This is a genomic window from Chryseobacterium sp. 27AL (genome assembly GCF_057815395.1).
The window spans coordinates 24,465-50,857 of sequence record NZ_JBYRIW010000007.1 but is presented as its reverse complement, the minus strand read 5'-3'; the positions used below and the strand labels follow the sequence as shown (position 1 = coordinate 50,857).

The 26,393-nt window shown below is 36.8% G+C and carries 25 protein-coding genes and 1 pseudogene; 20 read left to right on the top strand and 6 right to left on the bottom strand.

The features are described from left to right. Positions 1 to 86: 86 nt before the first annotated feature. A complete protein-coding gene (gene porX, locus AC3WV0_RS11800) occupies positions 87 to 1,631 on the bottom strand; it encodes a T9SS response regulator signal transducer PorX (RefSeq protein ID WP_089997991.1) in 1,545 nt (514 codons plus the stop codon). Positions 1,632 to 1,848: 217 nt separating this feature from the next. Between porX and AC3WV0_RS11795 the strand changes: the two genes are divergently transcribed. The 9 genes from AC3WV0_RS11795 (at position 1,849) to AC3WV0_RS11755 (ending at position 9,998) form a co-directional block, all read left to right on the top strand. Next, positions 1,849 to 3,060 (top strand): HD domain-containing protein, encoded by a 1,212-nt coding sequence (locus AC3WV0_RS11795; protein WP_089997990.1) that lies wholly within the window; start codon positions 1,849 to 1,851, stop codon positions 3,058 to 3,060. An 87-nt stretch (positions 3,061 to 3,147) separates the two neighbouring features. Then, complete coding sequence (gene lpxD, locus AC3WV0_RS11790) at positions 3,148 to 4,179, top strand: UDP-3-O-(3-hydroxymyristoyl)glucosamine N-acyltransferase (protein ID WP_488846263.1); 1,032 nt, start codon at positions 3,148 to 3,150, stop codon at positions 4,177 to 4,179. After that, positions 4,172 to 5,569: a bifunctional UDP-3-O-[3-hydroxymyristoyl] N-acetylglucosamine deacetylase/3-hydroxyacyl-ACP dehydratase gene (locus tag AC3WV0_RS11785; RefSeq protein ID WP_089997988.1), complete on the top strand. Its 1,398-nt coding sequence runs from the start codon at positions 4,172 to 4,174 to the stop codon at positions 5,567 to 5,569. The genes lpxD and AC3WV0_RS11785 overlap by 8 nt, the downstream gene beginning before the upstream one ends. After that, entirely contained in the window at positions 5,570 to 6,364 is a 795-nt protein-coding gene (gene lpxA / locus AC3WV0_RS11780) for an acyl-ACP--UDP-N-acetylglucosamine O-acyltransferase (protein WP_089997987.1), read from the top strand. A 6-nt stretch (positions 6,365 to 6,370) separates the two neighbouring features. Further along, entirely contained in the window at positions 6,371 to 6,703 is a 333-nt protein-coding gene (locus AC3WV0_RS11775) for a hypothetical protein (protein WP_488846262.1), read from the top strand. Between the two features lie 15 nt (positions 6,704 to 6,718). Continuing rightward, positions 6,719 to 7,285, top strand: a complete 567-nt coding sequence (efp, locus tag AC3WV0_RS11770; protein WP_027379799.1) for an elongation factor P — start codon at positions 6,719 to 6,721, stop codon at positions 7,283 to 7,285. 157 nt (positions 7,286 to 7,442) lie between these two features. Continuing rightward, the gene (locus tag AC3WV0_RS11765; RefSeq protein WP_488846261.1) at positions 7,443 to 8,345 is read left to right on the top strand and encodes a UDP-3-O-(3-hydroxymyristoyl)glucosamine N-acyltransferase; all 903 of its coding nucleotides are present in this window, start codon (positions 7,443 to 7,445) and stop codon (positions 8,343 to 8,345) included. A gap of 90 nt (positions 8,346 to 8,435) precedes the next feature. Then, positions 8,436 to 9,308: a succinate--CoA ligase subunit alpha gene (gene sucD, locus AC3WV0_RS11760; RefSeq protein WP_029294782.1), complete on the top strand. Its 873-nt coding sequence runs from the start codon at positions 8,436 to 8,438 to the stop codon at positions 9,306 to 9,308. 21 nt (positions 9,309 to 9,329) lie between these two features. Next, positions 9,330 to 9,998 carry a porin family protein gene (locus AC3WV0_RS11755; protein ID WP_488846260.1) on the top strand — a complete coding sequence of 223 codons (669 nt, stop codon included), beginning with the start codon at positions 9,330 to 9,332 and terminating at the stop codon, positions 9,996 to 9,998. Between the two features lie 87 nt (positions 9,999 to 10,085). Here AC3WV0_RS11755 and AC3WV0_RS11750 read toward each other — a convergent pair whose 3' ends face one another. From AC3WV0_RS11750 to AC3WV0_RS11740, 3 genes are all read right to left on the bottom strand, one after another. Continuing rightward, the gene (locus AC3WV0_RS11750) at positions 10,086 to 11,396 is read right to left on the bottom strand and encodes an ABC transporter permease (RefSeq protein WP_488846259.1); all 1,311 of its coding nucleotides are present in this window, start codon (positions 11,394 to 11,396) and stop codon (positions 10,086 to 10,088) included. 2 nt (positions 11,397 to 11,398) lie between these two features. Beyond that, a complete protein-coding gene (locus AC3WV0_RS11745; RefSeq protein WP_488846258.1) occupies positions 11,399 to 12,310 on the bottom strand; it encodes an ABC transporter ATP-binding protein in 912 nt (303 codons plus the stop codon). A gap of 103 nt (positions 12,311 to 12,413) precedes the next feature. Beyond that, positions 12,414 to 12,764 (bottom strand): T9SS type A sorting domain-containing protein, encoded by a 351-nt coding sequence (locus AC3WV0_RS11740; protein WP_089997982.1) that lies wholly within the window; start codon positions 12,762 to 12,764, stop codon positions 12,414 to 12,416. A gap of 121 nt (positions 12,765 to 12,885) precedes the next feature. On the opposite strand from AC3WV0_RS11740, the gene hemB reads away from it, so the two are divergent. The 4 genes and pseudogenes from hemB (at position 12,886) to AC3WV0_RS11720 (ending at position 17,961) form a co-directional block, all read left to right on the top strand. Further along, the gene (gene hemB / locus AC3WV0_RS11735) at positions 12,886 to 13,875 is read left to right on the top strand and encodes a porphobilinogen synthase (protein WP_488846257.1); all 990 of its coding nucleotides are present in this window, start codon (positions 12,886 to 12,888) and stop codon (positions 13,873 to 13,875) included. 86 nt (positions 13,876 to 13,961) lie between these two features. After that, a pseudogene (gene lptB, locus AC3WV0_RS11730) lies at positions 13,962 to 14,687 on the top strand (LPS export ABC transporter ATP-binding protein); the annotation flags it as partial. A gap of 502 nt (positions 14,688 to 15,189) precedes the next feature. Beyond that, positions 15,190 to 16,914: an ABC transporter ATP-binding protein gene (locus AC3WV0_RS11725; protein ID WP_488846351.1), complete on the top strand. Its 1,725-nt coding sequence runs from the start codon at positions 15,190 to 15,192 to the stop codon at positions 16,912 to 16,914. A gap of 93 nt (positions 16,915 to 17,007) precedes the next feature. Further along, entirely contained in the window at positions 17,008 to 17,961 is a 954-nt protein-coding gene (locus AC3WV0_RS11720) for a helix-turn-helix transcriptional regulator (protein WP_488846256.1), read from the top strand. 121 nt (positions 17,962 to 18,082) lie between these two features. Here the strand turns inward: AC3WV0_RS11720 and AC3WV0_RS11715 are convergent, their stop codons facing one another. Continuing rightward, positions 18,083 to 18,574, bottom strand: coding sequence for a DinB family protein (locus AC3WV0_RS11715; protein ID WP_488846255.1), 492 nt, complete (start codon positions 18,572 to 18,574; stop codon positions 18,083 to 18,085). 465 nt (positions 18,575 to 19,039) lie between these two features. On the opposite strand from AC3WV0_RS11715, the gene AC3WV0_RS11710 reads away from it, so the two are divergent. The 4 genes from AC3WV0_RS11710 (at position 19,040) to AC3WV0_RS11695 (ending at position 22,708) form a co-directional block, all read left to right on the top strand. Then, positions 19,040 to 19,609, top strand: coding sequence for a cob(I)yrinic acid a,c-diamide adenosyltransferase (locus AC3WV0_RS11710; RefSeq protein ID WP_488846254.1), 570 nt, complete (start codon positions 19,040 to 19,042; stop codon positions 19,607 to 19,609). After that, entirely contained in the window at positions 19,599 to 20,228 is a 630-nt protein-coding gene (locus AC3WV0_RS11705) for a thiamine diphosphokinase (protein ID WP_488846253.1), read from the top strand. The genes AC3WV0_RS11710 and AC3WV0_RS11705 overlap by 11 nt, the downstream gene beginning before the upstream one ends. A gap of 99 nt (positions 20,229 to 20,327) precedes the next feature. Continuing rightward, positions 20,328 to 21,203 carry a tyrosine-protein phosphatase gene (locus AC3WV0_RS11700; RefSeq protein ID WP_488846252.1) on the top strand — a complete coding sequence of 292 codons (876 nt, stop codon included), beginning with the start codon at positions 20,328 to 20,330 and terminating at the stop codon, positions 21,201 to 21,203. 110 nt (positions 21,204 to 21,313) lie between these two features. Further along, positions 21,314 to 22,708: a type III PLP-dependent enzyme domain-containing protein gene (locus tag AC3WV0_RS11695; protein WP_488846251.1), complete on the top strand. Its 1,395-nt coding sequence runs from the start codon at positions 21,314 to 21,316 to the stop codon at positions 22,706 to 22,708. Positions 22,709 to 22,817: 109 nt separating this feature from the next. On the opposite strand, the gene AC3WV0_RS11690 is transcribed toward AC3WV0_RS11695, so the two are convergent. After that, positions 22,818 to 23,477, bottom strand: coding sequence for an HAD family hydrolase (locus AC3WV0_RS11690; RefSeq protein WP_488846250.1), 660 nt, complete (start codon positions 23,475 to 23,477; stop codon positions 22,818 to 22,820). Positions 23,478 to 23,640: 163 nt separating this feature from the next. Here AC3WV0_RS11690 and speB point away from each other — a divergent pair, with 163 nt between their 5' ends. From speB to AC3WV0_RS11675, 3 genes are all read left to right on the top strand, one after another. Continuing rightward, a complete protein-coding gene (speB, locus tag AC3WV0_RS11685) occupies positions 23,641 to 24,498 on the top strand; it encodes an agmatinase (RefSeq protein WP_488846249.1) in 858 nt (285 codons plus the stop codon). A 66-nt stretch (positions 24,499 to 24,564) separates the two neighbouring features. Continuing rightward, positions 24,565 to 25,413 (top strand): bifunctional helix-turn-helix domain-containing protein/methylated-DNA--[protein]-cysteine S-methyltransferase, encoded by an 849-nt coding sequence (locus AC3WV0_RS11680; protein WP_488846248.1) that lies wholly within the window; start codon positions 24,565 to 24,567, stop codon positions 25,411 to 25,413. A 320-nt stretch (positions 25,414 to 25,733) separates the two neighbouring features. Then, entirely contained in the window at positions 25,734 to 26,345 is a 612-nt protein-coding gene (locus tag AC3WV0_RS11675; RefSeq protein ID WP_488846247.1) for an alpha-ketoglutarate-dependent dioxygenase AlkB family protein, read from the top strand. Positions 26,346 to 26,393: the final 48 nt, after the last annotated feature.

Here is a 26,393-nt window from a genome sequence, read left to right as displayed (position 1 = left end):
AGTTTCGGGCGGAAAAAATCTTAGATTTTTTCCGCCCGAAACATGATATTAATAAAGTCATTGGCGAACTGCCAAAAACCATCTGCTTATTTAGGCTCCAGAATACTGATCGGAATAATACACTCTTCCAGTGAAATTCCCCCATGCTGGTAGGTTTCTTTATAATAGTTCACAAAATGATTGTAATTCTTAGGATAAGCGAGGAAAATATTATTTTTCGCGAAAATATATTTCGAGCTCAGATTTCCTTTTGGTAGAAACAGCTTTTCAGGATTAGTGATTGCCCAGACATCGCTGTCATCATAGGTCAGACTTTTCCCCGTTTTATATCGGATGTTAGTTGAAGTTTCTCGGTCACCCACCACTTTACTCGGTTTTTTTACATACACCGTTCCGTGATCGGTAGTGATTACAAGCTTAAATCCGTTTTCAGCAGCCACCTTGATGATTTTCATCAAAGATGAATTCTCAAACCAGTTTAAAGTAAGAGATCTGAACGTCTTATCATCACGGATCAGCTGATCCACAATGTGGTTGTCTGTTTTCGCATGAGAAAGAATATCGATGAAATTATAAACAATCACTAACAGATCATTATTTTTGTGCTGGTTAAAATCATCGTAGATTTTTCGCTCGAAATCTGCATTCAGGACTTTAAGGTACTTCATCGACTTAGAACCAAGACCGATTCTTTTCATCTGATCTTCAAGGAAATCACGTTCGTATTCATTTTTGTTTCCCTCTTCATTATCGTTAAACCATTTGTCAGGAAAACGTTTTTCAATTTCTGATGGCATCAGGCCTGCAAAAAACGAATTTCTCGCATATTGTGTTGCCGTAGGAAGGATACTGTAATAATAATCTTCAGAAATTTTATTGTAATATTTGGTGAATAAAGGCTCGATGACTTTCCACTGATCATAGCGGAGATTATCCACCATCAAAAGCAAAACTTTTTCTTTTTCTACTTCCGGTTTTACTTTTTCTTTGAAAAGAGTATGGCTCATAATGGGTTTTTCGGAATCGTGAAGCCAGTCTTCGTAATTATTCTCAATAAACTTGGCAAACTGAATATTCGCTTCTTCTTTCTGTGATTGTAAAAGATCTGCAAATTCATTGTCTGTAACCTTATCAAATTTAATTTCCCAGTTTAAAATTTTCTTATAATATTCCGCCCACTCCTGATAGGTTCTCAGGTATGAAAGCTCCATCGAAAGATTCCTGAATTCCTGCTGATACTGAAGAATTGTCTTTTGCTCAACCAGATTGTCCTGCTGCAGGTTTTTCTTTAAAGAAAGTAAAATCTGGTTCGGATTTACAGGCTTTAATATATAGTCAGCAATCTGGGAACCGATTGCTTCCTCCATAATATGCTCTTCTTCACTTTTAGTGACCATCACTATTTTTAAAGAATTATCTTTATCCTTTATCATAGGAATAGCCTCAAGCCCGGATATTCCGGGCATATTTTCATCTATAAGTGTTAGTGCGAATTTTTCAGAATCCATCAGTTCCAAAGCCTCATTTACATTGTTCACAGGAGTTACCTGATAGCCCTTTTTTTCAAGGAATACAATGTGAGGTTTTAAAAGGTCGATTTCATCATCTATCCATAATATCTTTTCCGACATAAAATTTATTTTTTACATGGTTATTGTATCAAATTGCCGACCAATTCAAATTAAAATCTGCCAAAATGAACACCTGTAAAGTTAAATATAAGTTAATGAAAACTGCAATGTTTCCGGATATTTATTCTTATTGAATTTTTGCAGAATTTTTTAATGATGATTTAATGAATGCTCAAATTTAAAATTCCTAAATTTGTTCACTAATTCAGACGTTTCAATGCAGAATAAACTCAAAATTATCAACGATCCCGTTCACGGCTTTATCAGAATTCCACATGAAATTTTATTTGATATTATTGAGCATCCATATTTTCAGAGACTGAGGAGAATCGGACAGACGGGTCTGTTGAATCTTATCTTTCCGGGAGCCACTCACACCAGGTTTCATCATGCTTTGGGTGCAATGCATCTGATGTTCACAGCCCTCGAAACACTGAAACAGAAAGGAGTCAGCATTTCGCCTGAAGAAGAGAAAGGAGCCATGCTTGCGATTTTAATGCATGATATTGGCCACGGTCCATTTTCCCACGCGCTGGAATGTATGCTGATGGATGACTGGCATCACGAAAATCTTTCATTACTGTTGATGAACCGCCTGAATGATGAATTCAACGGCGAATTGTCTTGCGCTATTGAAATGTTTCAGGGAAAATATCACCGTAAATTTTTCAATCAGCTTATTTCTTCCCAACTTGATGTAGACAGGCTTGATTATCTGAAGCGCGACAGCTTTTTTACAGGAGTTTCTGAAGGAAGCATCAACACACAGCGTATTATTTCAATGATGAATGTTTGCGATGAAGGAGAATTGGTTATAGATGCCAAAGGGGTTTATTCGATTGAAAATTTTTTAACGGCCAGAATGTTTATGTATTGGCAGGTATATTATCATAAAACATCGGCATTGGCTGAGTTTATTCTTGTTAAAATTCTGGAACGAGCCAAATATCTTGTTTCTCAGGGAATAGATCTTCCGGCCGGTGATAATCTTAAATATTTCCTGTACAGAGAAAAGAGTGCTGCTACGGATGAAGATGTGCGCAGGTTTACCCAGTTAGATGATAATGATGTAATTCAGGCGATGAAATCCTGGCAAAATGCAGAAGATAAAATATTGTCGTATTGGTGTACATGTGTCATCCAAAGAAACCTTCCGAAAACCATTATTTCATCCCATCCTTTTGATACAGAATTTATTAAGGAAAAAGTAAAAAATACCAATGATTTTTTCGGAATTGATAATGGGGATGAATTAGTGCATGAGATTAAAAGAAAATTGCTTCCTTACAATACTCAAAAGCAGCCTATTTATCTGTTGCAGAAAAATGGCAGGAAAATAAGACTGGAGGAGTCGGAAGACCAGCTTTTATCAGGGCTTATGGTAAATAAGACTATTAGATATATCCTTACTTTTCCGCGGGATATTTAGGGAATAGATTCTTAAATATTATTAAAATTTACGATCCTAAAACCAAAAAATGTTTGCGAATTATAGAATTTCTTATCTTTGCAGAATATGGAATTCACAGCTTCGCAAATTGCAAGTTTTATTGACGGAAAAATAATAGGTGATGAAAACGCACTTATTACTGGAGTTTCGCCTATTGAAAGCGGGGAAACAGGACATCTTTCTTTTATAGCACAAGATCGATTTACCCATTATTTAGACACCTCAAAATGCTCCGTTATCATCGTTTCAGAAGATCTTCTGGCTAAAGATTACTATAATCCTACTATTATATCAGTAAAAGATGCTTATCTTTCTTTCCAGGTATTGATGAACCTTTATCAGGAAATGCAGGGAAGAAAAGAAGGCATCGAAAACGGCTCTTCTATACATGATACCGCAATAATCGGGGATAGAGTATATATCGGAGCCTTCACTTATGTTTCTGAAAAAGCGAAAATCGGTGAAGGAACACAAATCTATCCGCAGGTTTATATCGGGAAAGGTGTGAAGATCGGTAAAAACTGCAAAATAGACAGTGGCGCAAGAATTTATGATTACTGTATCATCGGTGATAATTGTGTAATTCATTCCAATACGGTAATAGGTGGAGATGGTTTTGGTTTCCAGCCTACCCAGGAAGGATTTAAAAAAATTCCTCAGCTTGGTAATGTGATCATTGAAGATGATGTGGAAATCGGTTCAAACTGCAGCATTGACAGAGCAACCATCGGTTCTACCGTTATCGGAAAAGGAACCAAGATTGATAATCTGATTCAGATCGCACACAATGTGAAAATCGGTAAAAACAACGTAATTGCAGCACAGGCCGGAATTGCAGGTTCTACAACCATTGGAGACTGGAACCAGATCGGTGGTCAGGTGGGTATTGTAGGTCATATTAAAATAGGAAATCAGGTGAAGATCCAGGCCCAGAGTGGTGTGAATTCCAGTGTAAATGATAGGGAAACTTTATACGGTTCGCCGGCTATCAGCTACAATGATTACCTGAGAAATTATATTCATTTCAGAAACTTTACTGAAATCGTTAATAGAATAAACAATCTTGAGAATAACTCAAAAGATAAAACTAATGAGTGATATGCAAAAAACGCTTCAGCAAGAAGTAACACTTTCCGGAATCGGACTTCATACTGGTAAAGAAGTAAAACTTACCATGAAACCTGCCAAGGAAAACACAGGTTTTGTCTTTGTAAGAACAGACTTAGAAGGTCACCCTCAGGTAGAAGCAGACGTAAACTATGTGGTAGCTACAGAAAGAGGGACAACATTAGAAAAATTAGGTGTAAAAATTACAACTTGCGAGCATCTTTTAGCTGCATTGGTAGGTTGCGATATTGATAATGCCATTTTAGAAATGGACGCTTCAGAACCTCCGATTTTAGATGGTTCTTCCAAATATTTCGTTGAAGCTATTGAAAGTGTTGGCGTGGTTGAGCAGAATATTGCAAGAGAATATCTTGTGGTAAAAGAAGTGCTTACCTACAGTGATGCTGCTACGGGATCTGAAATCACCATAATTCCTTCTGATACCTACGAAGTAACGACTATGGTAGATTTTGGAACTAAAGTTTTAGGAACCCAGAATGCTACGCTTAAAAATATTTCAGAATTTAAAGATGAAATTTCTTCAGCAAGAACATTCAGCTTTTTGCATGAACTTGAAATGCTGTTGGATCACGGCCTTATCAAAGGAGGTGATATCTCGAATGCTATTGTTTACGTAGATAAAGATCTTACACCGGAAACTACGGAAAAACTTAAAAAAGCTTTCGGTAAAGACAATGTTTCTATAAGACCAAACGGAATTCTTGATAATTTAAATTTAAACTATCCTAACGAAGCGGCAAGACACAAATTACTCGATGTGATTGGTGACCTGGCTTTAGCAGGTGTTAAAATAAAAGGTAAGGTCATTGCCAATAAACCGGGACATTTCGTAAATACACAGTTTGCCAAAAAGCTGAACCGTCAGTGGAAACTGCAGAAAAAGAAAAACGTTCCTGATTTTGATCTGACGAAAGAACCTGTTTTTGATATCAATGGAATCATGAGACTAATGCCTCACAGACCTCCGTTTTTATTAATTGATAAAATTCTTGAACTGTCAGATTCTCATGTGGTTGGTTTGAAGAATGTCACGATGAATGAACCTTTCTTCGTAGGGCATTTTCCGAAAGAACCTGTTATGCCGGGCGTATTACAGGTAGAAGCATTGGCACAGACCGGAGGAATTCTTGTACTGGCAAGTGTTCCGGATCCTGAAAATTACTCTACTTATTTTATAAAAATTGATAAAGTAAAATTCAAAAGAAAAGTAGTACCGGGAGATACGATCATTTTCAAGATTGAATTGATAGAACCTATCAGAAGAGGAATCGTCCACATGCAGGGCTACGGCTATGTAGGAGATACTGTTGCGGTAGAAGCAGAATTAATGGCCCAAGTTGCAAAAAATAAAGTTGATTAAATGATTCATCAATTAGCAGCCGTAGATAAACGTGCGAAAATCAGCAAAAATGTAATAGTAGAACCTTTTACTACCATTGCAGGGGATGTGGAAATCGGAGAAGGCACATGGATAGGTCCCAATGTAACCATCATGGATGGCGCAAGAATCGGTAAAAACTGCAGGATTTTTCCCGGAACTGTTATTTCGGCTATTCCTCAGGATTTAAAATTCGACGGTGAGGATACCCAGGTGATTATCGGTGACGAAACAACCATCAGGGAATGCGTAACCGTAAACAGAGGGACAAAAGCGCTTGGATTTACTAAAATTGGTAAAAACTGCCTCATCATGGCAACATCGCACATCGCTCATGACTGCGTTATCGGGGATCATGTGATCATCGTAAACGGTTGTGGTATCGCGGGGCACGTTGAAATCGGAGACTATACCGTAATGGGTGGTTTATCTGCTGTTCATCAATTTGGTAAAATAGGAAAACACGTGATGATTTCCGGAGGAACGCTCGTAAGAAAAGATATTCCGCCTTATGTAAAAGTGGCTAGAGAGCCGATGTCTTATGCAGGAATCAATTCTGTAGGGCTAAGAAGAAGAGGTTTTACCAATGAGAAAATATTTGAAATCCAGAAAATTTACCGGGCGATTTTTCAAATGAAAATGAATGTTTCTCAGGCTATTTCCCATATTGAAAAAGAAATGCTTCCTACTGCGGAAAGAGACGAGATCCTTCAGTTTATCCAAAATTCTCCTAGAGGAATTGTAAAAGGGTACGGCACCGGAAAAGACAGTAATTAAAAAACTATGAAAATTTTAATCTTACTTATTATGCTTTCAGCGACTTCTTTGTTTGGACAGCAAACGGAAGGATTAAAAACAGAGAAAACAACCAGGACTTCCATCATGGAAAGAAAAATTCCTGATAAGTCTAAAGATAGCTTAGCCAAAAGTAATTTTAATTCTATTCTGAAGCAAAAGGATAATTCAAATTCTATTTTTGGTACGGCAAATCAACATACCTCTGAGATTCAGATGAATGTAAACAGATTACAAAACAATATGAATACATTCAACAATAACACATTCAACAGAATGATGCCTCAGGGGCAGGGAATACAATTTAATAAAAGAAAATAATTATATACAAAATTAATGGCAACAAGTAACGATATCAGAAAAGGGCTTTGCATTGAATACAGCAACGATATTTATAAAGTTATCGAATTCCTTCACGTAAAACCGGGAAAAGGTCCTGCTTTCGTTAGAACAAAATTAAAATCTGTGACCAACGGAAAAGTGATTGATAATACTTTTTCTGCAGGTCACAAGATCGACGAAGTAAAAGTAATTACAAGAAAATATCAGTATTTGTATGATGATGAAAATGGTTTTCACTTCATGAATAACGATGATTTCTCTCAACTTTATCTTAATAAGGAAATGATTGAAAACTCAAACCTGATGAAAGCAGGAGAAGAAGTTACCATCATCCTAAAAGAAGCAGATGAAACACCTCTTTCAGCAGAATTACCACAATCCGTTTATCTTGAAGTTGTGGAAGCTGATCCTGGAGTGAAAGGAAATACAGCGACCAATGCTCTGAAAAACGCTATCGTAGAAACAGGAGCAAGAGTAATGGTTCCTTTGTTCATTGAGCCGGGAGATAAAATTAAAGTAAGCACAGAAGATGGTTCTTACTTAGAAAGAGTTAAAGAATAATTTTCAATACAATATATAAAAATTCGGTCTGCAGTTGCACTCCGAATTTTTGTTTATAAAAGTATTACAGAGTCCCGAAGGGACGAATTATAAGGGAATCGGATGAAGTCCGATAATATTTGATATATTTTGATAAAATTTAAACCTCATAAAAAATATGACGTTTCATCAACCACAAAAACTAAGAACGATTGCCGAAATTATTGGTGCCAAATGGATAGGCCCTGAAGACTTTCAGGTATTAGGAACCAATGAGATTCATATGGTAAGACCAGGCGACATCGTTTTTGTAAATCATCCTAAATATTACGATAAAGCATTAAACTCCGCCGCGACCATTATCCTTATTGATAAAGAAGTAGAATGTCCGGAAGGAAAAGCGCTTTTGGTTTCTGAAGATCCATTCAGAGACTTTAATAAAATCAATACACATTTCACAAGAATCTATAATTTCACTGAAGAGCTTCATGATGTAGAAATTGGAGAAGGAACACATATTCATCGTTCTGCGGTGATCGGAAATAATGTAAGAATCGGAAAGAATACTCTTATTTTCCCGAATGTTGTAATCGGCGACAGGACAATTATTGGGGACAATGTAGTTATCCAGTCAAATACAGTGTTAGGAGGTGACGCATTCTATTATAGAAAATTAAACGGAAATTTTGACCGCCTGATTTCGGTAGGTAATGTAGTCATCGAAAACAATGTCGAGATCGGAAACGGCTGTACCATCGACAGGGGAGTGACTGATTCTACCGTGATTGGTGAAGGTTCAGTTCTTGATAATCAAATCCAGATTGGACACGATACAGTGATCGGTAAGAAGTGTCTTATTGCTTCTCAGACAGGAATTGCGGGATGCTGTATTATTGAAGATGAGGTTACGATCTGGGGGCAGGTCGGGATAGCATCAGGACTGAGAATAGAAAAGGGAACCGTTCTGCTTGCAAAAGCGGGCGTAAACAGAGACCTCACTAAAGGAACTTACTTTGGCCCTATTGCTGAAGACTTCAGGACATATCTTAAAAAAGAAGTCAAACTGAGAAATCTCAAATAAACAAATTGTTTAGATTTATCTTTAATCAAAGAAATTTAATTAAATTTGTGTGCATTAAAAAATTATCAAATAAATTAAATAAATAATAAAATGTCAATTTTAGTAAACAAAGATTCTAAAGTAATTGTACAAGGATTTACGGGGAATGAAGGTACTTTCCACGCAAGCCAGATGATCGAATACGGAACCAACGTTGTAGGTGGTGTTACTCCCGGAAAAGGAGGAAGCGAGCATCTTGGAAAGCCTGTATTCAATACTGTAGCTGATGCCGTAGCTAAAGCCGGTGCAAACGTGAGTATCATTTTCGTACCGCCTGCATTCGCTGCTGATGCTATCATGGAAGCTGCTGAAGCCGGAATCAAAGTAATTGTATGTATTACTGAAGGGATTCCTGTAGCGGATATGGTAAAGGTAAAATCTTACATTGCCGACAGAGACTGCAGATTAATCGGTCCGAACTGCCCGGGAATCATTACTTCTGAAGAAGCTAAAATTGGTATTATGCCAGGTTTCGTTTTCAAAAAAGGTAAAGTAGGTATCGTTTCTAAATCAGGTACGCTTACTTATGAGGCTGCAGATCAGGTTGTAAGAGCTGGTTTCGGTATTTCTACAGCAATTGGTATCGGAGGAGATCCTATCATCGGAACGACTACGAGAGAAGCTTTGGAATTATTCATCAATGATCCTGAAACAGAAGCAGTAGTGATGATTGGAGAAATCGGTGGTGGTCTTGAGGCAGAAGCTGCAAGATGGTACAAAGCCAGCGGTTCTACTAAACCAGTGGTAGGGTTCATCGCAGGACAAACTGCTCCTAAAGGAAGAACAATGGGCCACGCTGGTGCTATCGTTGGTGGTGCTGAAGATACAGCCCAGGCAAAGATGGAGATCATGAGAGAAAACGGTATCAATGTAGTAGATTCCCCAGCTGACATTGGTGTTACCGTGGCTAAGGTTTTAGCATAATTTTTTTTTAAACATAATGATATGAAAAAATTTTTATTGGCCTCTGGCCTAGTGTTTTCTGCGTTATCTTATGCACAGATAGATTTCAGCAGTACAAGATTTGGAGCCTCTCTTGGCGCTAATCTTTCAGGAGTTAGAAATGCACACAATCCCTCAGGAAGAAGGTTTACAATGCAGTTTGGAGCTTTAGCTTTAATCCCTGTAGGAACTGAAAACCAGTTTTTTCTGCAGCCTGAAATTCAATATTTCGGAGCAGGAGAGACAGGTAAAGATAGAGATGCTAAGGGTAAAGACGGATATAATGCCGTATATGCCAATGACTATCTGAGTGTACCGATCAGCTTTAAAGGATATTTTTCCGAAGCGGAATCAGAATTCTTTGGATTGATAGGGCCGAGATTTAATTTTTTATTAAGTCAGAGAGTAAAAAATGCTCCCGTATCAAGACCTTATTATGATCCGGATGTTGTTGTTTCATCGTTGCCTAATGTCAATGGTAAAGCAAATAAATTCAACTTTGGATTTGGTTTTGGATTTGGATATAGTTACAAAAGACAGCTGGAATTAACTGCCAGATATGATTTTGGACTTTCCAATACCTATCCGGGACTTGATCATGAGCCTGATGGAACCACAAAAAGTAAATCTGAACAGGTGATCAGTTTAAGTGTAAACTATATTTTCCAATAAGTAGATAGTACATTTTAAACATAAAAATTCCCGAAGCCTTTGGCTTCGGGAATTTTATTTATTTATAACAAAAAAGCTGATTATAATTTAACCTCTGATCCATTTCCAGATCTCTTTAAGAGTGGCTTTATTTCCGTACATTAAAATTCCTACCCTGTAGATCTTTCCTGCAACGAATATCATAAAAATGGTCGTTCCCAGTAACAGCACAATAGATAAAGCAATTTGCCACGCCGGAACCCCAAAAGGAATTCTTGCAATCATTGCTACCGGCGAAGTAAAAGGAATAATTGACAGCCAGAAGCCCAACGGGCCATCAGGATTGTTCATCAGTGAAAAGCTACCGTACATCCCCAACATAAGCGGAAGAATAGCGAACAGCGTAAACTGCTGCGTTTCTGTTTCGTTATCGACTGCAGAGCCAATAGCCGCATATATAGAGCTATAAAAAATATATCCCAAAAGAAAAAATACAATAAACACGCCGATGATCAGCGGAAAATTAAGCTCAAGAAGACTGTGGGAAACTTGAGTAGCAATTTGTGCCACATCAAGCTTACTGGCGAGCTCCTCATTTCCCCCGGGAATATTTTTCTGAATAGAAGAGAATCCGGTATTTAAAACAAGTGCTCCTATGACAGACATTGTAATCCAAACGACAAACTGTGTTAAGGCTACTAAAGTAACACCAAGAATTTTTCCCATCATCAGCTCAAAAGGTTTTACCGAAGAAATAATAATCTCTACAACACGATTGTTTTTTTCTTCCAGCACACTGCGCATTACCCTTACTCCATAGATAATGATAAACATGAAGGTGACATACATCAAAAGAATGCTAAGACCACTTTTTACCCCGAAGGCAAGATCAGAATCTTCCTTGTTGTTTTCAGAAACATTGATTGTTTTTAAGGTGAAACTTTTATCAAGATTGATAAGTTGGGATTCGGCAATGCCGAGCTGCCTGATCTTTTCTTTTTTAATAACATCGGTAATGTCAGAGATGATTTTCTGTTTGGTATCAAATCCTATTTTATTGTTGATAACCAGTCGTGTATTTTTCTGAAGATTATCAAAATTTTGATCTTTAAGCTCAGGCAAAATTAAAATGCCATCTAATGATTCATTACCTTTCAGGTTGTTAATTTTAGACTTTTCATCAGCGGCTGAAACAAAAATATACTTCAGCTGGTCCGAAGATTTGAGCTGATGGGTAAACAGTCCACTTTTATCCACAACTTCAATTACATTGTGTGATTCATTTGCTTTAAACATAAGTCCGATCACCGCTCCGAAGGCTACCAGAAGAATGGGCGCCAGAATAGTAAGTATAATAAAAGACTTTTTCTTAACCTGGGTCAGAAATTCTCTTTTTGTAATTAAAAAAATATTATTCATAATTAAAAGTTGCTGCTTACTGCATTAATAAAAACCTCATTCATACTCGGAATTTTCTCCTCAAAAGATCTCACTTTTCCTACATGTATAAGATCCAGAAGAATATGATTTTGATTAGATTCATTCTTTAAATCAAATGAGACCAGACCGTTTTCATTGGTAATATTGAAAATTTCATATTGGTTTCTGAAGTTTCCGAGCTGTGCGTCATTGACTTCAGAAAGTGTTATCCCGAAAATATTTTTCTTAAACCTTTCCCTTACGTCAAATACTCTTCCGTCAATGATTTTTTTAGAATTGTTAATGAGGGCAACATAATCACACATTTCTTCAACACTTTCCATACGGTGCGTCGAAAGAATGATTGTTGTACCATTATTTTTAAGATCGATAATCTGATCTTTAATAAGATTGGCATTCACCGGATCAAAACCGGAAAAAGGCTCGTCAAGGATTAGTAGATTGGGCCTGTGAAGAACAGTTACCACAAACTGGATCTTCTGAGCCATACCTTTTGAAAGCTCAGATAGTTTCTTCTTCCACCACTGATCAATATGCAGTTTATCAAACCATTTTTTTGCTTCATTTAAAGCCTCATTTTTGCTCATTCCTTTGAGCTCGCCGAAATAAAGAAGCTGATCGCCAACCGTCATATTTTTATAAAGACCTCTCTCTTCAGGCATGTAGCCGATATCTTTAATATGATCCGGATTCAGTTTTTGTCCGTTGATGGTAATATCTCCTGAATCAGCCTGGGTAATCTGATTGATGATGCGGATGAATGAAGTTTTACCGGCGCCGTTCGGGCCCAGAAGACCATAAACGCTTCCTTTCGGAACATGGATGCTGAAGTCATCCAAAGCCACTTTTTTTCCGGAATTATAGGTCTTTCTTATATGTTCAGCTTTTAGCATTAAATTGTTTTTACTGATTAGTATTAAAAAGTTCCGAAAGTTACGGAATTATTGAAACAGAATTAATCTAAAAGAAAAAATCCTGATGATGATCAGGATTGAATTATTGTTTTACGATTTGTGTAACCTTCATGGTATTGTCGCTCAAAATATAGCGGATCAGATATTTTCCGGGTTTCAATTTTTCAATATTGATTTCTCCCGAATTCATATTCACCGAATAATTGGCAACCTGTGTTCCTAAAATAGAATAAAAGGTCACACTTTTAATTTTCAGATTTGAGTCCTTCGCCTTTATTACCAGAAAATCCTTCGCAGGATTCGGATAGGCTACAAGAACACCATCATCAGATTTCTGAGAAAATGCTGACGGCTCTTTTATCTGAGCTTTCATATTGTTGGAAAAACCAACAAAAGCGCCTAAAAAGATAAATAAAAGTAAAAGTTTTTTCATCAAATTACAATTTCTATAAATATATTAAAACAAAAATAAACAATTCTACAATCTCCCGCAATACTTTTTTGTTTAAGTTGTAGTAAATTTGCATTAAATTTTATTCAAAAAGTATTCCAAAATGATACATTCAAGAAATAGAAGGCTGAGAGTAAGCGAATCTGTCAGAGGTCTCGTAAGAGAATGCACCCTTACTACAAGTGATTTCGTAATGCCAATCTTTGTGATGGAGGGCGAAAATAAGCAGGAACCTATTGCATCTATGCCCGGAATTTTCAGGCGAAGCATTGATCTGACAGTGAAAGAATGTAAGGAATTATTTTCTTTAGGCGTTAAAGCTGTCAATCTGTACATGAAAGTTTCAGACCATCTTAAGGACAACACCGGTAAAGAAGCCTGGAACAAAGACGGATTGATGCAGAATACCATCAGGGCGATAAAAGATGCCGTTCCGGAAATGGTGGTAATGCCTGATGTGGCGCTGGATCCTTATTCAATTTACGGACATGATGGCATTATCGAAAACGGTAAGATTCTAAATGATGCGACCAATGATGCTTTGGCAAAAATGTCAGTTTCCCATGCTGAGGCAGGAGCTGATATTGTAGCGCCAAGTGACATGATGGACGGTAGAGTGCAGGTGATCCGTGAAGCATTAGAAGAAAACGGTTTTACGGATGTCGGTATTCTGAGCTATGCGGCAAAATATGCAAGTTCTTTCTATGGTCCTTTCAGAAGTGCTTTGGACAGTGCTCCGAAAGATAATATGGAAATTCCGAAAGACAAAAAAACATATCAGATGGATTTTCATAATTCACGTGAAGCATTGAACGAAGTGTTTAAGGATATTGAAGAAGGAGCGGATATTATCATGATTAAACCGGGACTTCCTTATCTGGATATTGTTTCAAAAGTTAGAGAAGCGATTGATCTTCCGATAGCGGTTTATAACGTGAGCGGAGAATATGCGATGGTAAAAGCTGCTGCAAAAAACGGCTGGCTTGATAATGATAAAACAATTATCGAAAGTTTGACTTGTTTTAAAAGAGCCGGAGCAGATATGATCTTTACCTATTTTGCCAAAGAGGCCGCCATGATTTTAAATAAATAATCAGCATTAAAAACACCTCATATGGGGTGTTTTAAATTTTAGTATTTGTGTAAATTTAAAACATTTACATTTTATATATTTGCTTCATGATTTTACGAGGAGAAAACTTAATCAAAGAATACGGCCCGAAAAAAGTTGTAAAAGGCGTATCAGTACAGGTTCAGCAGGGAGAAATTGTTGGATTGCTCGGCCCGAACGGAGCCGGAAAAACCACTTCTTTTTACATGATTGTAGGATTGGTTAAGCCCACTTCAGGGAAAATTTTTCTTGACAAACAGGAAATCACAACCGATGCAATGTACCGCCGGGCACAAAAAGGTATCGGTTATCTTGCCCAGGAAGCTTCTGTTTTCCGTAAGCTTTCGGTAGAGGAAAATATCATGGGGGTCTTGCAGCTTACAAAGCTTTCAAAACGTCAGCAGCAAATTAAATGTGATGAACTGATCGAAGAATTTTCACTGCAGCACGTACGTAAGAACAGGGGAGATCTTTTGTCCGGAGGTGAACGTCGTAGAACGGAAATTGCACGTTGTCTTGCCACGGATCCGAGTTTTATCCTTTTGGATGAGCCTTTCGCAGGAGTAGACCCGATTGCGGTGGAAGATATTCAGAAAATTGTAAGAAGCCTTGTTGATAAAAATATCGGGATTCTTATTACCGATCACAACGTACAGCAGACCCTTGCTATTACCAATAAAACGTATATCATGTTTGAAGGAAGAATCCTCAAAGAAGGTCTTCCGGAGGAACTTGCCAACGATCCGCAGGTTAGAGAAGCATATTTAGGAGAAAACTTTGTATATCAGAGTATTTTAGATAAACCTAAAAAGAAAAGCTATGCCTATAATATTTGGGCCGGAAATTTTGATTCTAAAGCTCAGTTGCAAGCTTTTGTCAATGAAAATTTTGTTCAATATGATGATTTAAGGTTGATGTACGGTTTCGAAGATATTAGTTTTGCTTCATTGGGAAATTCAGAAATTCAGCATATTTTCAATGATGTGGTAGACAAGAACGCTAATAATGCCTTTGTTTTTCAGAAAAAAGAAATTAACTCAAATTATTCTTTAGAACAGGCAGAAACTGAGTCTAAAGCTGCGAGTAGAGAGGAGTTGCATTATCTTACAACTTACGTATTCGAAAATTAAATTAAAGCAATACTTGCTAAAAAATAGAATAAAACGTACCTTTTTCTTTGTAAAACGGTGCGTTTTTCAATTATAAAGAATTCGTATGGCAAAACCATTTAACAGGACGATCACATTATTCGGAATTTATAAACAGCTTGTTCCGTTCATTAAGCCTTACCGGTTAATGATCTATGGAACTTTATTTCTTACATTTCTTGGAGCGCTTGCGGCACAGGTGAATCCTTTGGTACTGAAATATACGGTGGATGAAGTCACAAAGCTCACTCATCTTCCGCACCCGATGTCAGAAGGAATTCACGTTCTGGTTTTGATTTCTGTCATTTTATTAGGGAAGGAATTGTTAAATATTTTTATCAATTTCGGACAGAAATTTTATGGTGAAAAAATTAGAATTAATGTAAGTTCTGTGCTGGCTCAGTCAGCAATCGATAAAATTTTGACGTATCGTGTGGCTTATTTTAACGATGAAAACCATGAATCCGGAAAATTGCAAATCCGGATCGACCGTGGTATTGAAAGTCTTACAAGACTGGTTCAGAATTTCTTTATCGATATGCTTCCTCTATTTTCCAACTCGGTTATTGCGCTGGTGATTATGTATATGCAGAATGTTTATGTCGGATTGGTTTCTACAGTTATCGTTCCTATTTACTTTTATGTCAGTGCTTTACAGGCGAAAAAATTGGGCGGTGTAAGAAGGACTTTGAGAAATCAGCGGGAACAGAAAACCTCGGGGTTATTGAATCTTATTACTTCCATTATGGTAATTAAAAGTTTTGTTCGTGAAAAATTTGAGGGGAAAAAACAATATGATCTTCAGATGCAGCTGATGGAAAGCCAGATGTTTACCCGGAAGACAAATTTTATTTATGATGGTCTAAAAACATTTATCGAACAGTTTGGTATTGTTTTAATTATCCTTTTAACGGTTTATCTTGTATTGGATCAGCAGATGACAATCGGTGCTATCATGTTGCATATTATGCTTTTTAATAACGTTTCGGCTCCAATCCGCCAGCTTCACAGGATTTATGATGATATGAATGACGCGATGATTTATGCTGAAGGCTATTTTGATATTTTAAATGCTGAAGATGAGAAGGAGCCAAGTGGCAATTTCATTGAAAAAGAAATCAAAGGAAATTTCGAACTGAAAAATATTAATTTCACTTATCCTAACGGAACTCAGGCATTACATGATGTATCCATGAAAATCGAAAACGGAAAGACAACCGCGCTGGTTGGTCTTAGTGGTGCCGGAAAATCTACTATTATCAATTTGTTATGCAAATTTTATCTTCCTGATTCAGGCAAAATTCTGTTGGATGACGTCAATCTCAATGATTATGATAATACTTTTCTTAGAAATGACCTTGGTTTGGTGCTGCAGAAAAATCATATTTTTCAGGGGAGTATTGAAGACAACATCCGTTACGGAAACATGAATGCCAGCTTTGAAGAAATTGAGGAAGCAGCAAAAAAAGCATATTTGCACGACCAGATTTTAGAACTGCCGGATCAGTATGCCCACGATGCGACGCAGCTTTCGGGAGGTCAGCAACAGCGTATAGCGATTGCCCGATTGTTTTTGAAAGATCCGCCGATTATTTTTCTTGATGAGCCTACGGCAAGCCTCGATGCCATTGCCACAGAACAGATTAAAAACTCTCTTGATGCCATAAAAGAAGGAAGAACGGTAATCATCATCTCTCATTCTTTATCACAGATTTTAGATTCTGATAAAATATACGTCATGAAAAAAGGCAGAATAGTGGAAAGCGGAACGCATGATCAACTTGTACAGCTCAACGGAACCTACAGGGAAATTTTTGATGCCTCTGCAAGAAGCTTGAATCTTGATAAATTGGTTAACAGCTTTAAAATGTAACAGGTAATAGTGTAATAATTTACCAATATAACAGTGTAACAATTTTATAGTCTGTCAACTATCAACCACGAACTACTTATTATCTCTCATAAGATGAACGATCATTACCTTAAAAAACTGGATAGAGTTACTGCTATACTCACCCAGTTACAGTCCAAACCAACTGTCAGGGCTCAGGATCTTGCCCGGAAATTTGACGTAAGCGTGAGAACAATCTACCGCGATGTAAAAACATTGGAAAATGCAGGGATTCCTATTATTGGCGAGGCTGGTACTGGATATTCCCTGATGGATGGCTATAAGCTTCCACCGGTAATGTTCACGAAAGAAGAGGTATTAAGTTTTATTACAGCCGAAAAGCTTATGCAGAAATTTTCCCATCAGAGTTTGGGGAACCATTACAAAACAGCCATGGAAAAAGTGCGCTCCGTTTTAAAATATTCAGATAAAAATCTGATCCAGAATATTGAAAAGCAGATTGATATCTATAACTATTATCCGGAAACAGAAGATCATATAAAAGATGTTCTTCCCATCATTCTGGAAAGCATAGCAGAGAAACGTCAACTGACCATGGAATATAAAACCATTGAAGGAAATATTTCAATGAGAACCATAGAAGCGGTAGGTGTTTTTTTTGAATTCAATTATTGGTATATCATGGCTTTCTGTACGCTCCGAAATGATTTCAGACAATTCCGGGTAGACAGGATCTTACAGATTTTTAAAACCCAGAATCCCTTTCTTCAGGAATATGGCCAGATCAATGATTACAGGCAAAACGGAAACGGCAACAAAACCATTGTAAAGCTTTTAGTAAAAAAAGAAATAATCAATCATTTGTCGAATTCAAAAAAGTATTACGGATTAATTGAAGAAAAAGAAACCGCTGAAGGAATCGAATTGACCTTCGAAACCGAATGGATCAAAGACGGATTTCCGCGTTGGCTGATCACTTTTGCAGATTATGCAACCGTTCTGGAACCCGAAATTCTGAAAACCCGGCTGAACGAACTCATTACAAAAATCGCGGAAAAACATCAATAAAAAACCTCAGCAAAGTAGTTTGCGGAGGTTTCAAATATGTTCGTAAATGGATTTTAAACGACTGATGTTTGCTGCTTAGCGTTGATCAGAGCCCGCAACCTGAACAGAGGTACCAGAAAGCTTAAAATCTCTCCCAAAAAAAAGGCGGTTCAATTCCCAATGCTCTCAGGTAAACATAACCTTGCCCACGATGATGAATTTCATTGTCTACGAAATACATAATATTCTGATAAACAGGAAATTCGTATTGTCCGAATAAATTGAATGTTTCCTGGAAACGTTCTTCTGAGATCTGAGCAAAATAACGGTTGATCACTTCTGTTTCCTCATCCCATTTCTGCAGCAACTCTGCTTTTGTTGTAGGATTAAAGCCTTCTTCATTGTAGCCTTCCATGTTTTTCTCTACAATTCCTTTTAAAGCAGGACCGCCGATACTGATGAGTTCAACCACAAGTTTTGCAAAAGGTCTCATTCCGCCAACAGAAAATTCAAAAAGCTCTTTTTCCGGGAATGCCTCAATTACTCTTCTCGTAAGATTTCGGTGTCCCTGCCAATGTTCAAGTAACTGATCAGATGTCATGAATTGTTTGGTGTTAATTGCTGTAGTTGTCATAATTTTAATATTGTTTGTTATTGTTGATACAAAGGTAGACCGAAGTAATGACAACAGTTTGTCAGTAGAATTTTGAGAAAGAAAAAATTTTTGAAAAATAACTTACTGACTTTTTCCGTTAAAGGCTTACTTAAGCAATGTTAGGTAAATAATAATTTTGAGTGGTCGGTCTTCTGTAAGACCGATCATTTTATTGAACAGCAAATATTTGCATTGATTTAGCTTTTTAGGAGCATCAAAAACAGACTATTATTTATTTGAAGCTATTTCCCGCTCTCCGCACTCGCTATTTTATTAGAATTCGGCGCGGCGGCTCCGCCGCGCCGAATTCTAATAAAATGAGCTCAAACAAATGCTTCGATCGGGGCTAGGGCATCAGTCAATAATAGAATACCGAAAATACTAACTACTATAGTCCGAAAAATCAGATTTGTAAACCTTATTATAAAAAAGTAATTTAGTACTATGAAAATTTACACAAAGACAGGCGATAAAGGGCAGACGGCATTGTACGGCGGAACGAGAGTTTCAAAAGCCAGTGCAAGAGTCGACAGCTACGGAAATATAGACGAACTGAATTCATTCATCGGAATTGCAAAAAGCCACATCGAAGATGAAGAAGTTTTAAGACAATTAAAGAAAATTCAGTTTGATCTGTTTACGGTAGGATCCGAAGCGGCAACGCCGGTTGATAAGCTAATGCTGGCCAATGGCAAATCACGTCTTCCATTAGTAATTTCCGATACAGAAATCGAAGAACTGGAAAACTGGATGGATGTTTTTGACGAAAAAGTAGAACCGTTGCAATATTTTATCCTTCCAGGAGGCGGAAAACCAGCAACTTTTTTACACGCTGCACGCACAATCTGCAGAAGGGCAGAAAGGTCCCTGGTTTTCTTAAATGAATCGGAAGAAGTTCGTCCGGAATTAATTAAATATCTGAACAGGCTCTCAGATTATCTATTTGTTTTAGCGAGATACATTTCAAAAATCAACAACGAACCGGAAGAATACTGGAATCCGAATGAAAAATAAAGCCTTACTTTTCATCAACGGTGATGCACCGAAATCTTTTCCGGATATAGAAAAATATAGCCTGATTGCCTGTACCGATGGAGCTTTTCATTATCTGAAGAATATAAATTTTCCTCTGGAAAAGCTGGATTTTATTTCAGGTGATTTTGATTCACATTCAGGGTCTGATGAAAATATTTATCAGGATAAATTTATTTATACGCCGGATCAAAACAAAACTGATTTTCATAAAGCACTCGAAATTATTCTCGAAAAAGGATTTACAGATGTCGATGTTCTCGGAGGAAGTGGCGGCGAGCAGGATCATTTCTTAGGAAATCTTACCGTAGCTTTCGGTTTTAAGAATAAATTAAATATAAAATTCTATGATGAGTTTTCTGAATATTATTTCATTCCGAAAAAGCTTATTCTGAAGGACGTAAAAGATAAAATGATTTCATTATATCCCTTTCCTTCTGTTGAAAATATTACAACCATAGGCTTGAACTGGCCATTAACAGACGCAAGCTTGAATATTATTTCCAATATTGGTACCCGGAATTTTGCCATCAAAAACGAAGTATCCATTGAATACGAAAAAGGCGATTTACTGATTTTTATTGGTAAAAATTATCTGTAATTTTAAACACAATTTATAATCAATAGGGACGGGCTTTAGCCAAAACTTAAAAATGATACGCACATACCTGTGAAATCCATGAATTTGTGGAAATAAAAAATGAAAAACCCAATTAAAATATTGTTTCTTATTATATCATTGCTTTGTGTTTTCTCATGCAAAACACAAAACTTTTCTGCTCCCGAGTACGGAAAAAACATACCTGAGGAACATATTAGAATTAAAAAAGTCAACAATTTCAGATCCGTAGGAAACATCAGAAATATAGACGGAAGAACTTTAAAAGAAGGAAAATTTTACAGAAGTGCAAACCTTCATAAACTGAAAAAAAAATCCTTTACCCAATTTGAAAGCCTTGGAATAAAAGAAATTATCGATCTCAGAAATTCCAAAGAAATTGCACAGAAACAGGACAATCTCCCGGATGATATTTTGTATAAAAATTATTCAGCTTTTGAAGATGAAGGCGATCAGCTGGATCAGGCTAGAAAATTAGTCTTAAAAGGAAAAGTCAATGGTGCTGATGCCGACAAAAGAATGATTGATTTCTATAAAGATTATGTTACGGAAAATCCGGAAATGATCCGGAAAATTATTATTGAAATTTTAGAATCTGATCAGCCTGTTTTATATCATTGTACTGCCGGAAAAGATCGAACGGGAATTGTTACTGCATTGATTTTAAGTATTTTAAAGTTTGATAAGAATACAATCTACAATGATTATCTGATGTCAAATAATTACAGAAAAAAGCTGGTAGAAAAAAGACTGAATCTTGCTGATAATCTCCATTTCCTTTATCCGAAAATGGATGTCCGTATTCTCGAAAAACTGAGTTGGGTTGAAACTGATTATTTAAACTCAGCCTTTAATGAAATCAATAAAGAATATGGCTCTATAGATACTTATATTCAAAAGGTTTTAAAGATATCTGATGATAAACGCGAAGAATATATCATGAAGTTTACATATTGATAATTCTTACATATTTCGATATAAAAGTGTTCCAAATTTTATAATAATTTTAACGCTAAAAAACCAAACTTTTTTAGCAATTTTGCAGTTCTTAATTCACTTGTTTAGAAATGAAAATAAAATACTCGGAACTAATTGATCAGACATTGTATTTTCCAACAGAAGAATTCAATGTTTCTGAGAACAATTTGTTGTTTCACGACATTCCGTTAATGGATGTTGTTGAAAAATTTGGCACTCCGCTAAAGATTAGCTACCTGCCGAGAATTTCTCAAAATATCCAGAAGGCGAAAAGCTGGTTCAAGGAAGCTTTTGAGAAAACCGAATATAAAAAAAATTATACCTATTGCTACTGTACAAAATCAAGTCATTTCAAGTTTGTACTGGAAGAAGCGCTGAAAAATGATATTTCCATAGAAACTTCTTCTGCTTATGACATGGATATCGTAAAATCTCTTTACGACAATGGAAAAGTTGAAAAAAATATTGAAGTAATCTGCAACGGTTTTAAAACGGATGATTATCTGGCGAAAATTTCAGATATGATCAACAGCGGGTTTGAAAATATTACGCCGATTTTGGATAATTACCGCGAACTGGATAAGCTTACGGAAAGTATCGACACCACATTTGATATAGGAATCAGAATTGCCTCAGAAGAAGAGCCGAAGTTCGAATTTTATACTTCCCGATTAGGAATCGGATACAAAGATATTATCCCTTACTACAGCCAGAAGATCGCTGAGCATCCCAATGCAAGGCTGAAAATGCTTCATTTTTTCATCAATACCGGGATCAAGGATACAGCCTATTACTGGAACGAATTGTACAAATGTCTTCGTGTGTATGCACGTTTGAAGAAAATCGCTCCTGAAGTTGATTCGTTAAACATTGGTGGAGGTTTCCCGATCAAGACTTCTCTTAATTTTGATTACGACTATCAGTATATGGTAGAAGAAATTGTTTCACAGATCAAAAAATTCTGTGAAGAAGAAGGAGTTGAAGAACCTAATATTTATACAGAGTTCGGAAGCTTTACCGTTGGAGAAAGTGGTGCGAATATTTATAAGATCATTTCCCAGAAACGTCAGAACGACAGAGAAAAATGGAATATGATCGATTCTTCTTTCATGACCACACTTCCTGATACATGGGCAATTTCAAGGCACTTTATCATGCTTCCGCTTAACAGATGGGAAGATACCTATGAAAGAGTTTTCTTAGGAGGTTTAACCTGTGATTCGGATGATTATTATAATTCTGAGCAGCATACCAATGCCATTTATCTGCCGGTGTTCAGTGATACGAAACCTTTATATATCGGCTTTTTCCATACAGGGGCTTATCAGGAAACCATCAGTGGGTTTGGTGGAATTCATCACTGCTTAATGCCGCAGCCAAGACATATTCTGATCCAGAAAGATGAAAATGGTGAGCTGCAGTACGAAATTTTCCGCGAAAAGCAGGAACCGGAAGATGTATTGAAAATTCTTGGATATAAATAATACGATCAATAGGAACGGGCTTTAGCCCGTTTAACAAAAGCATAACATTAAATTGGCTTTAGTCAAACTTACAGCAAAAAAGCTCTCAGATCTTGAGAGCTTTTCGTATTTAAAAATATTTTGAAATTTTATCCAATTCCAATTCTTCATAATCGGAAACCACGGTGTCTGCCAAAGTATAATCCTGATTTTTAGAATTCGGACTTCTGTAGGCGGCACAGAAAATTTTTGCGCGATGTGCCGCTAAAATACCGTTGGTAGAATCTTCAATCACCATACAGTTTTCAACAGGTTCTTTTGCCATTTCTGCTGCCAGTAAAAAAACTTCCGGATGAGGTTTTGATTCTTTTAAATCGGCTCCGCTTATTTTTCCCGAAAAATATTTTTCCAGCTCAAACTTTTCAAAAACCATATTAATCGTCGTCATCGTTGCCGAGGATGCCAGGATTAAAGTAATCCCGTTTTCATAATAATGCTCAATCAGTTCTTTTACTCCCGGAATTAAATCAAATTCTTCGTCATTATAAAAATAGTCCTTAAAATAATCCCTTTTTATTTTTGCTATTTCTTCAAAAGTCTGCTTTAAGTTAAAATTTTCAATTAAGGTATCACATACTTTTCTGGTAGATGCTCCTGTAAATGAGGTATAAAGATCTTCCGAAACATCGATTCCTAAATTATTAAATGTTTTAAAGTAGGCTTTTCTGTGCAATGGTTCCGTATCCACAATCACGCCATCCATATCGAATAGCACAGCTTTTAATGACATAAAATTTTGTTTTCACAAAGGTAATGATTTTGGCTGGAAGGGAGAAGTTGGAGGATTGAAGTTTAAAATACACTGCATAATTTTAGCACTTTTTATAAAACTTCCGGCACCATCTTCCATCTTCTTTGTATCTTTGCCAAAATCATTTAATTTCAAATAAAACATGAAAACATACGCAGGAATTCCTGAAGAAAATGCATCATTGGAGAGCTCAAAAGTAATGCTGGTAACCGTTCCCTACGACGGAACTTCAACCTGGGGAAAGGGAGCCGACAAAGGCCCCGCATTGTTCTTAAATGCTTCCGAAAACATGGAACTTTACGACATCGAAACCCAGACTGAACCTTATTTGGAAGGTGTTTATCTGGCAGGAGAAGTTTCTGAAAATTCGACTCCTGAAGCAATGACGGAGGCAGTTTACCAAAAAACAAAAGAGCTTTTGAATAATGACGGTAAGTTATTCACCCTTTTCGGTGGAGAACATTCTGTTTCCATTGGTTCAATTCGTGCGGTGGGTGAGAAATTCGAAAACTTAACAGTTCTTCAGCTGGATGCTCACACAGACCTTCGTCCTGAGTTCCATGGATCAACTTCCAATCATGCCTGTGCAGTTTTTGAGGCCAATCAGAAACACAATCTGGTACAGGTGGGAATCCGTTCGATGGATATTGAGGAAGCTCAGTATTTACCGGAAGGAAGAGTATTTTTCGCTCACGAAATTGCCAACAATGAAAATTGGGTAAACGATGTATTGGAAAAAGTTTCCGGAAACGTATACATTACGATAGATCTTGATGCTTTTGATCCTTCCATCGCTCCATCCACAGGAACTCCTGAACCGGGCGGATTACAGTGGTATCCAACGCTGGAATTATTAAGAAAAGTATTTGAAAAATGCAATGTGGTCGCATTTGATATTGTGGAACTAATGGATTCTCCAATGGCTAAACCAAGTGCTTTCCTGGCCGCAAAGTTATATTACAAAATGCTTGCTTACTATCATCTCTATAACAACAACTAAATTCCGCAAGAATCGGATTTTTTCTGCCGTATATTCTTTGGAAATTTGTGAGGTAAAAATAATGATATGTCCACACAAGATCAGATTGACTACGATAGAATTGCTAAAGCGATAGAATATATACGCAGCAATTTTAAGCTTCAGCCGAGTTTGGAGGAAGTGGCGGAGAGAATACATTTAAGTCCGGCTCATTTTCAGAAAATGTTTTCTGATTGGGCAGGAACAAGTCCGAAGAAATTTTTACAGTTCATCAGTCTTGAACATGCCAAAAATTTGTTGAAGAAAGAAAAAGCGAGTTTATTTGATACCGCATATGAGACAGGGCTTTCAAGCACAAGCAGACTGCATGATCTTTTTGTGAAAATTGAAGGAATGTCTCCGGCAGAATATAAAAACGGTGGAAAAAGCCTGAATATCAATTACCATTTTTCCGAAAGTCCTTTTGGGAAAATCATTGCTGCATCTACAGAAAAAGGAATCTGTTATATGGCTTTTGAAAACGATATCATTAAAGCATTGGGAGATTTAAAGAATAAATTTCCCAATGCTTCTTTTTTTGAAAGGACGGACGAATTTCAGGAAAACGCCTTGTCTATTTTTAATAAAGACTGGACCCAGCTCAACACGATAAAATTACATTTAAAAGGCACCGATTTTCAGCTGAAAGTATGGGAGAGCCTTTTGACAATTCCAATGGGAAAACTCTCCACTTATGGAAATTTAGCAGAAAAGATAGGAAGCCCGAAAGCTTCGAGAGCGGTGGGTACGGCAATAGGAAGTAATCCTGTAGCATTTTTAATTCCCTGTCATCGTGTGATCCAGTCTTCCGGAAATATCGGTGGTTATATGTGGGGAAGCGAAAGAAAACAACTGATCATCGGCTGGGAAAGCTGTAAAGTTTATCAGGATGTTTAAACACAAACGGCACAAATTTTTTCACAGATAAACACAGATTGATTTTTTTAAACTTTTAAAAGTCAATTATTCTATCAATAGGAACGGGCTTTAGCCCGTTTTAAAGATATATGAATCAAAATTGGCTTTAGCCAAAACTTATTTCAAAAAAACATGTTCTTGTCATTTCGTACGAATCTAAGCTTCGCATTTTTTTAATTTAAATCTAATAAATAAGCCAGATTTCTACAGAATAAAAAGTATAATAAACCCTAACCTCGACCTCAGTCTCAACCTCAACCTCAACCTTAACCTTAACCTTAACCTTAACCTTAACTGCCATGCTAAACCTCTTCGAAGACATCTCAGATTACCCTTTAAACATCCTTCCTAATGACGGAATCGTTCACTACTACGGAAAAGTTTTTTCTAAAGAAAAGTCTGATTTCTATTATGATTATTTATTAAACCAGATTCCATGGGAAAATGATGAAGCAATGATTTTCGGAAAGTTAATTTTAACCAAAAGAAAAGTAGCCTGGTTTGGAGAAAAAGCATTTGAATACACCTATTCAAAACGCACAAAATATGCAAAGCCGTGGACTCCCGAACTATTGGAATTAAAACAGAAATGTGAAGAAGTCACAGGAGAAACGTACAATTCGTGCCTGCTGAATTTATATCATGACGGAAGCGAAGGAATGGCCTATCATAGCGATGCAGAAAAGGATTTGAAAAAACATGGTGCCATTGCTTCCCTGACTTTCGGAGCGGAAAGAAAGTTTATCTTTAAACATAAAACCACCAAAGAAAAAGTAGAAATATTCCTGGAAAACGGAAGCATGCTTGTGATGAAAGGGTCAACGCAGGACCATTGGCTCCATAGACTTCCACCAACAACAAAAGTGAAAACCCCAAGAGTGAATCTTACCTTCCGGACTATTGAGGAATAAAAAAATGGTGGCTTCGAGAACCTCAGCCTCCATTTTTAGGTATACATT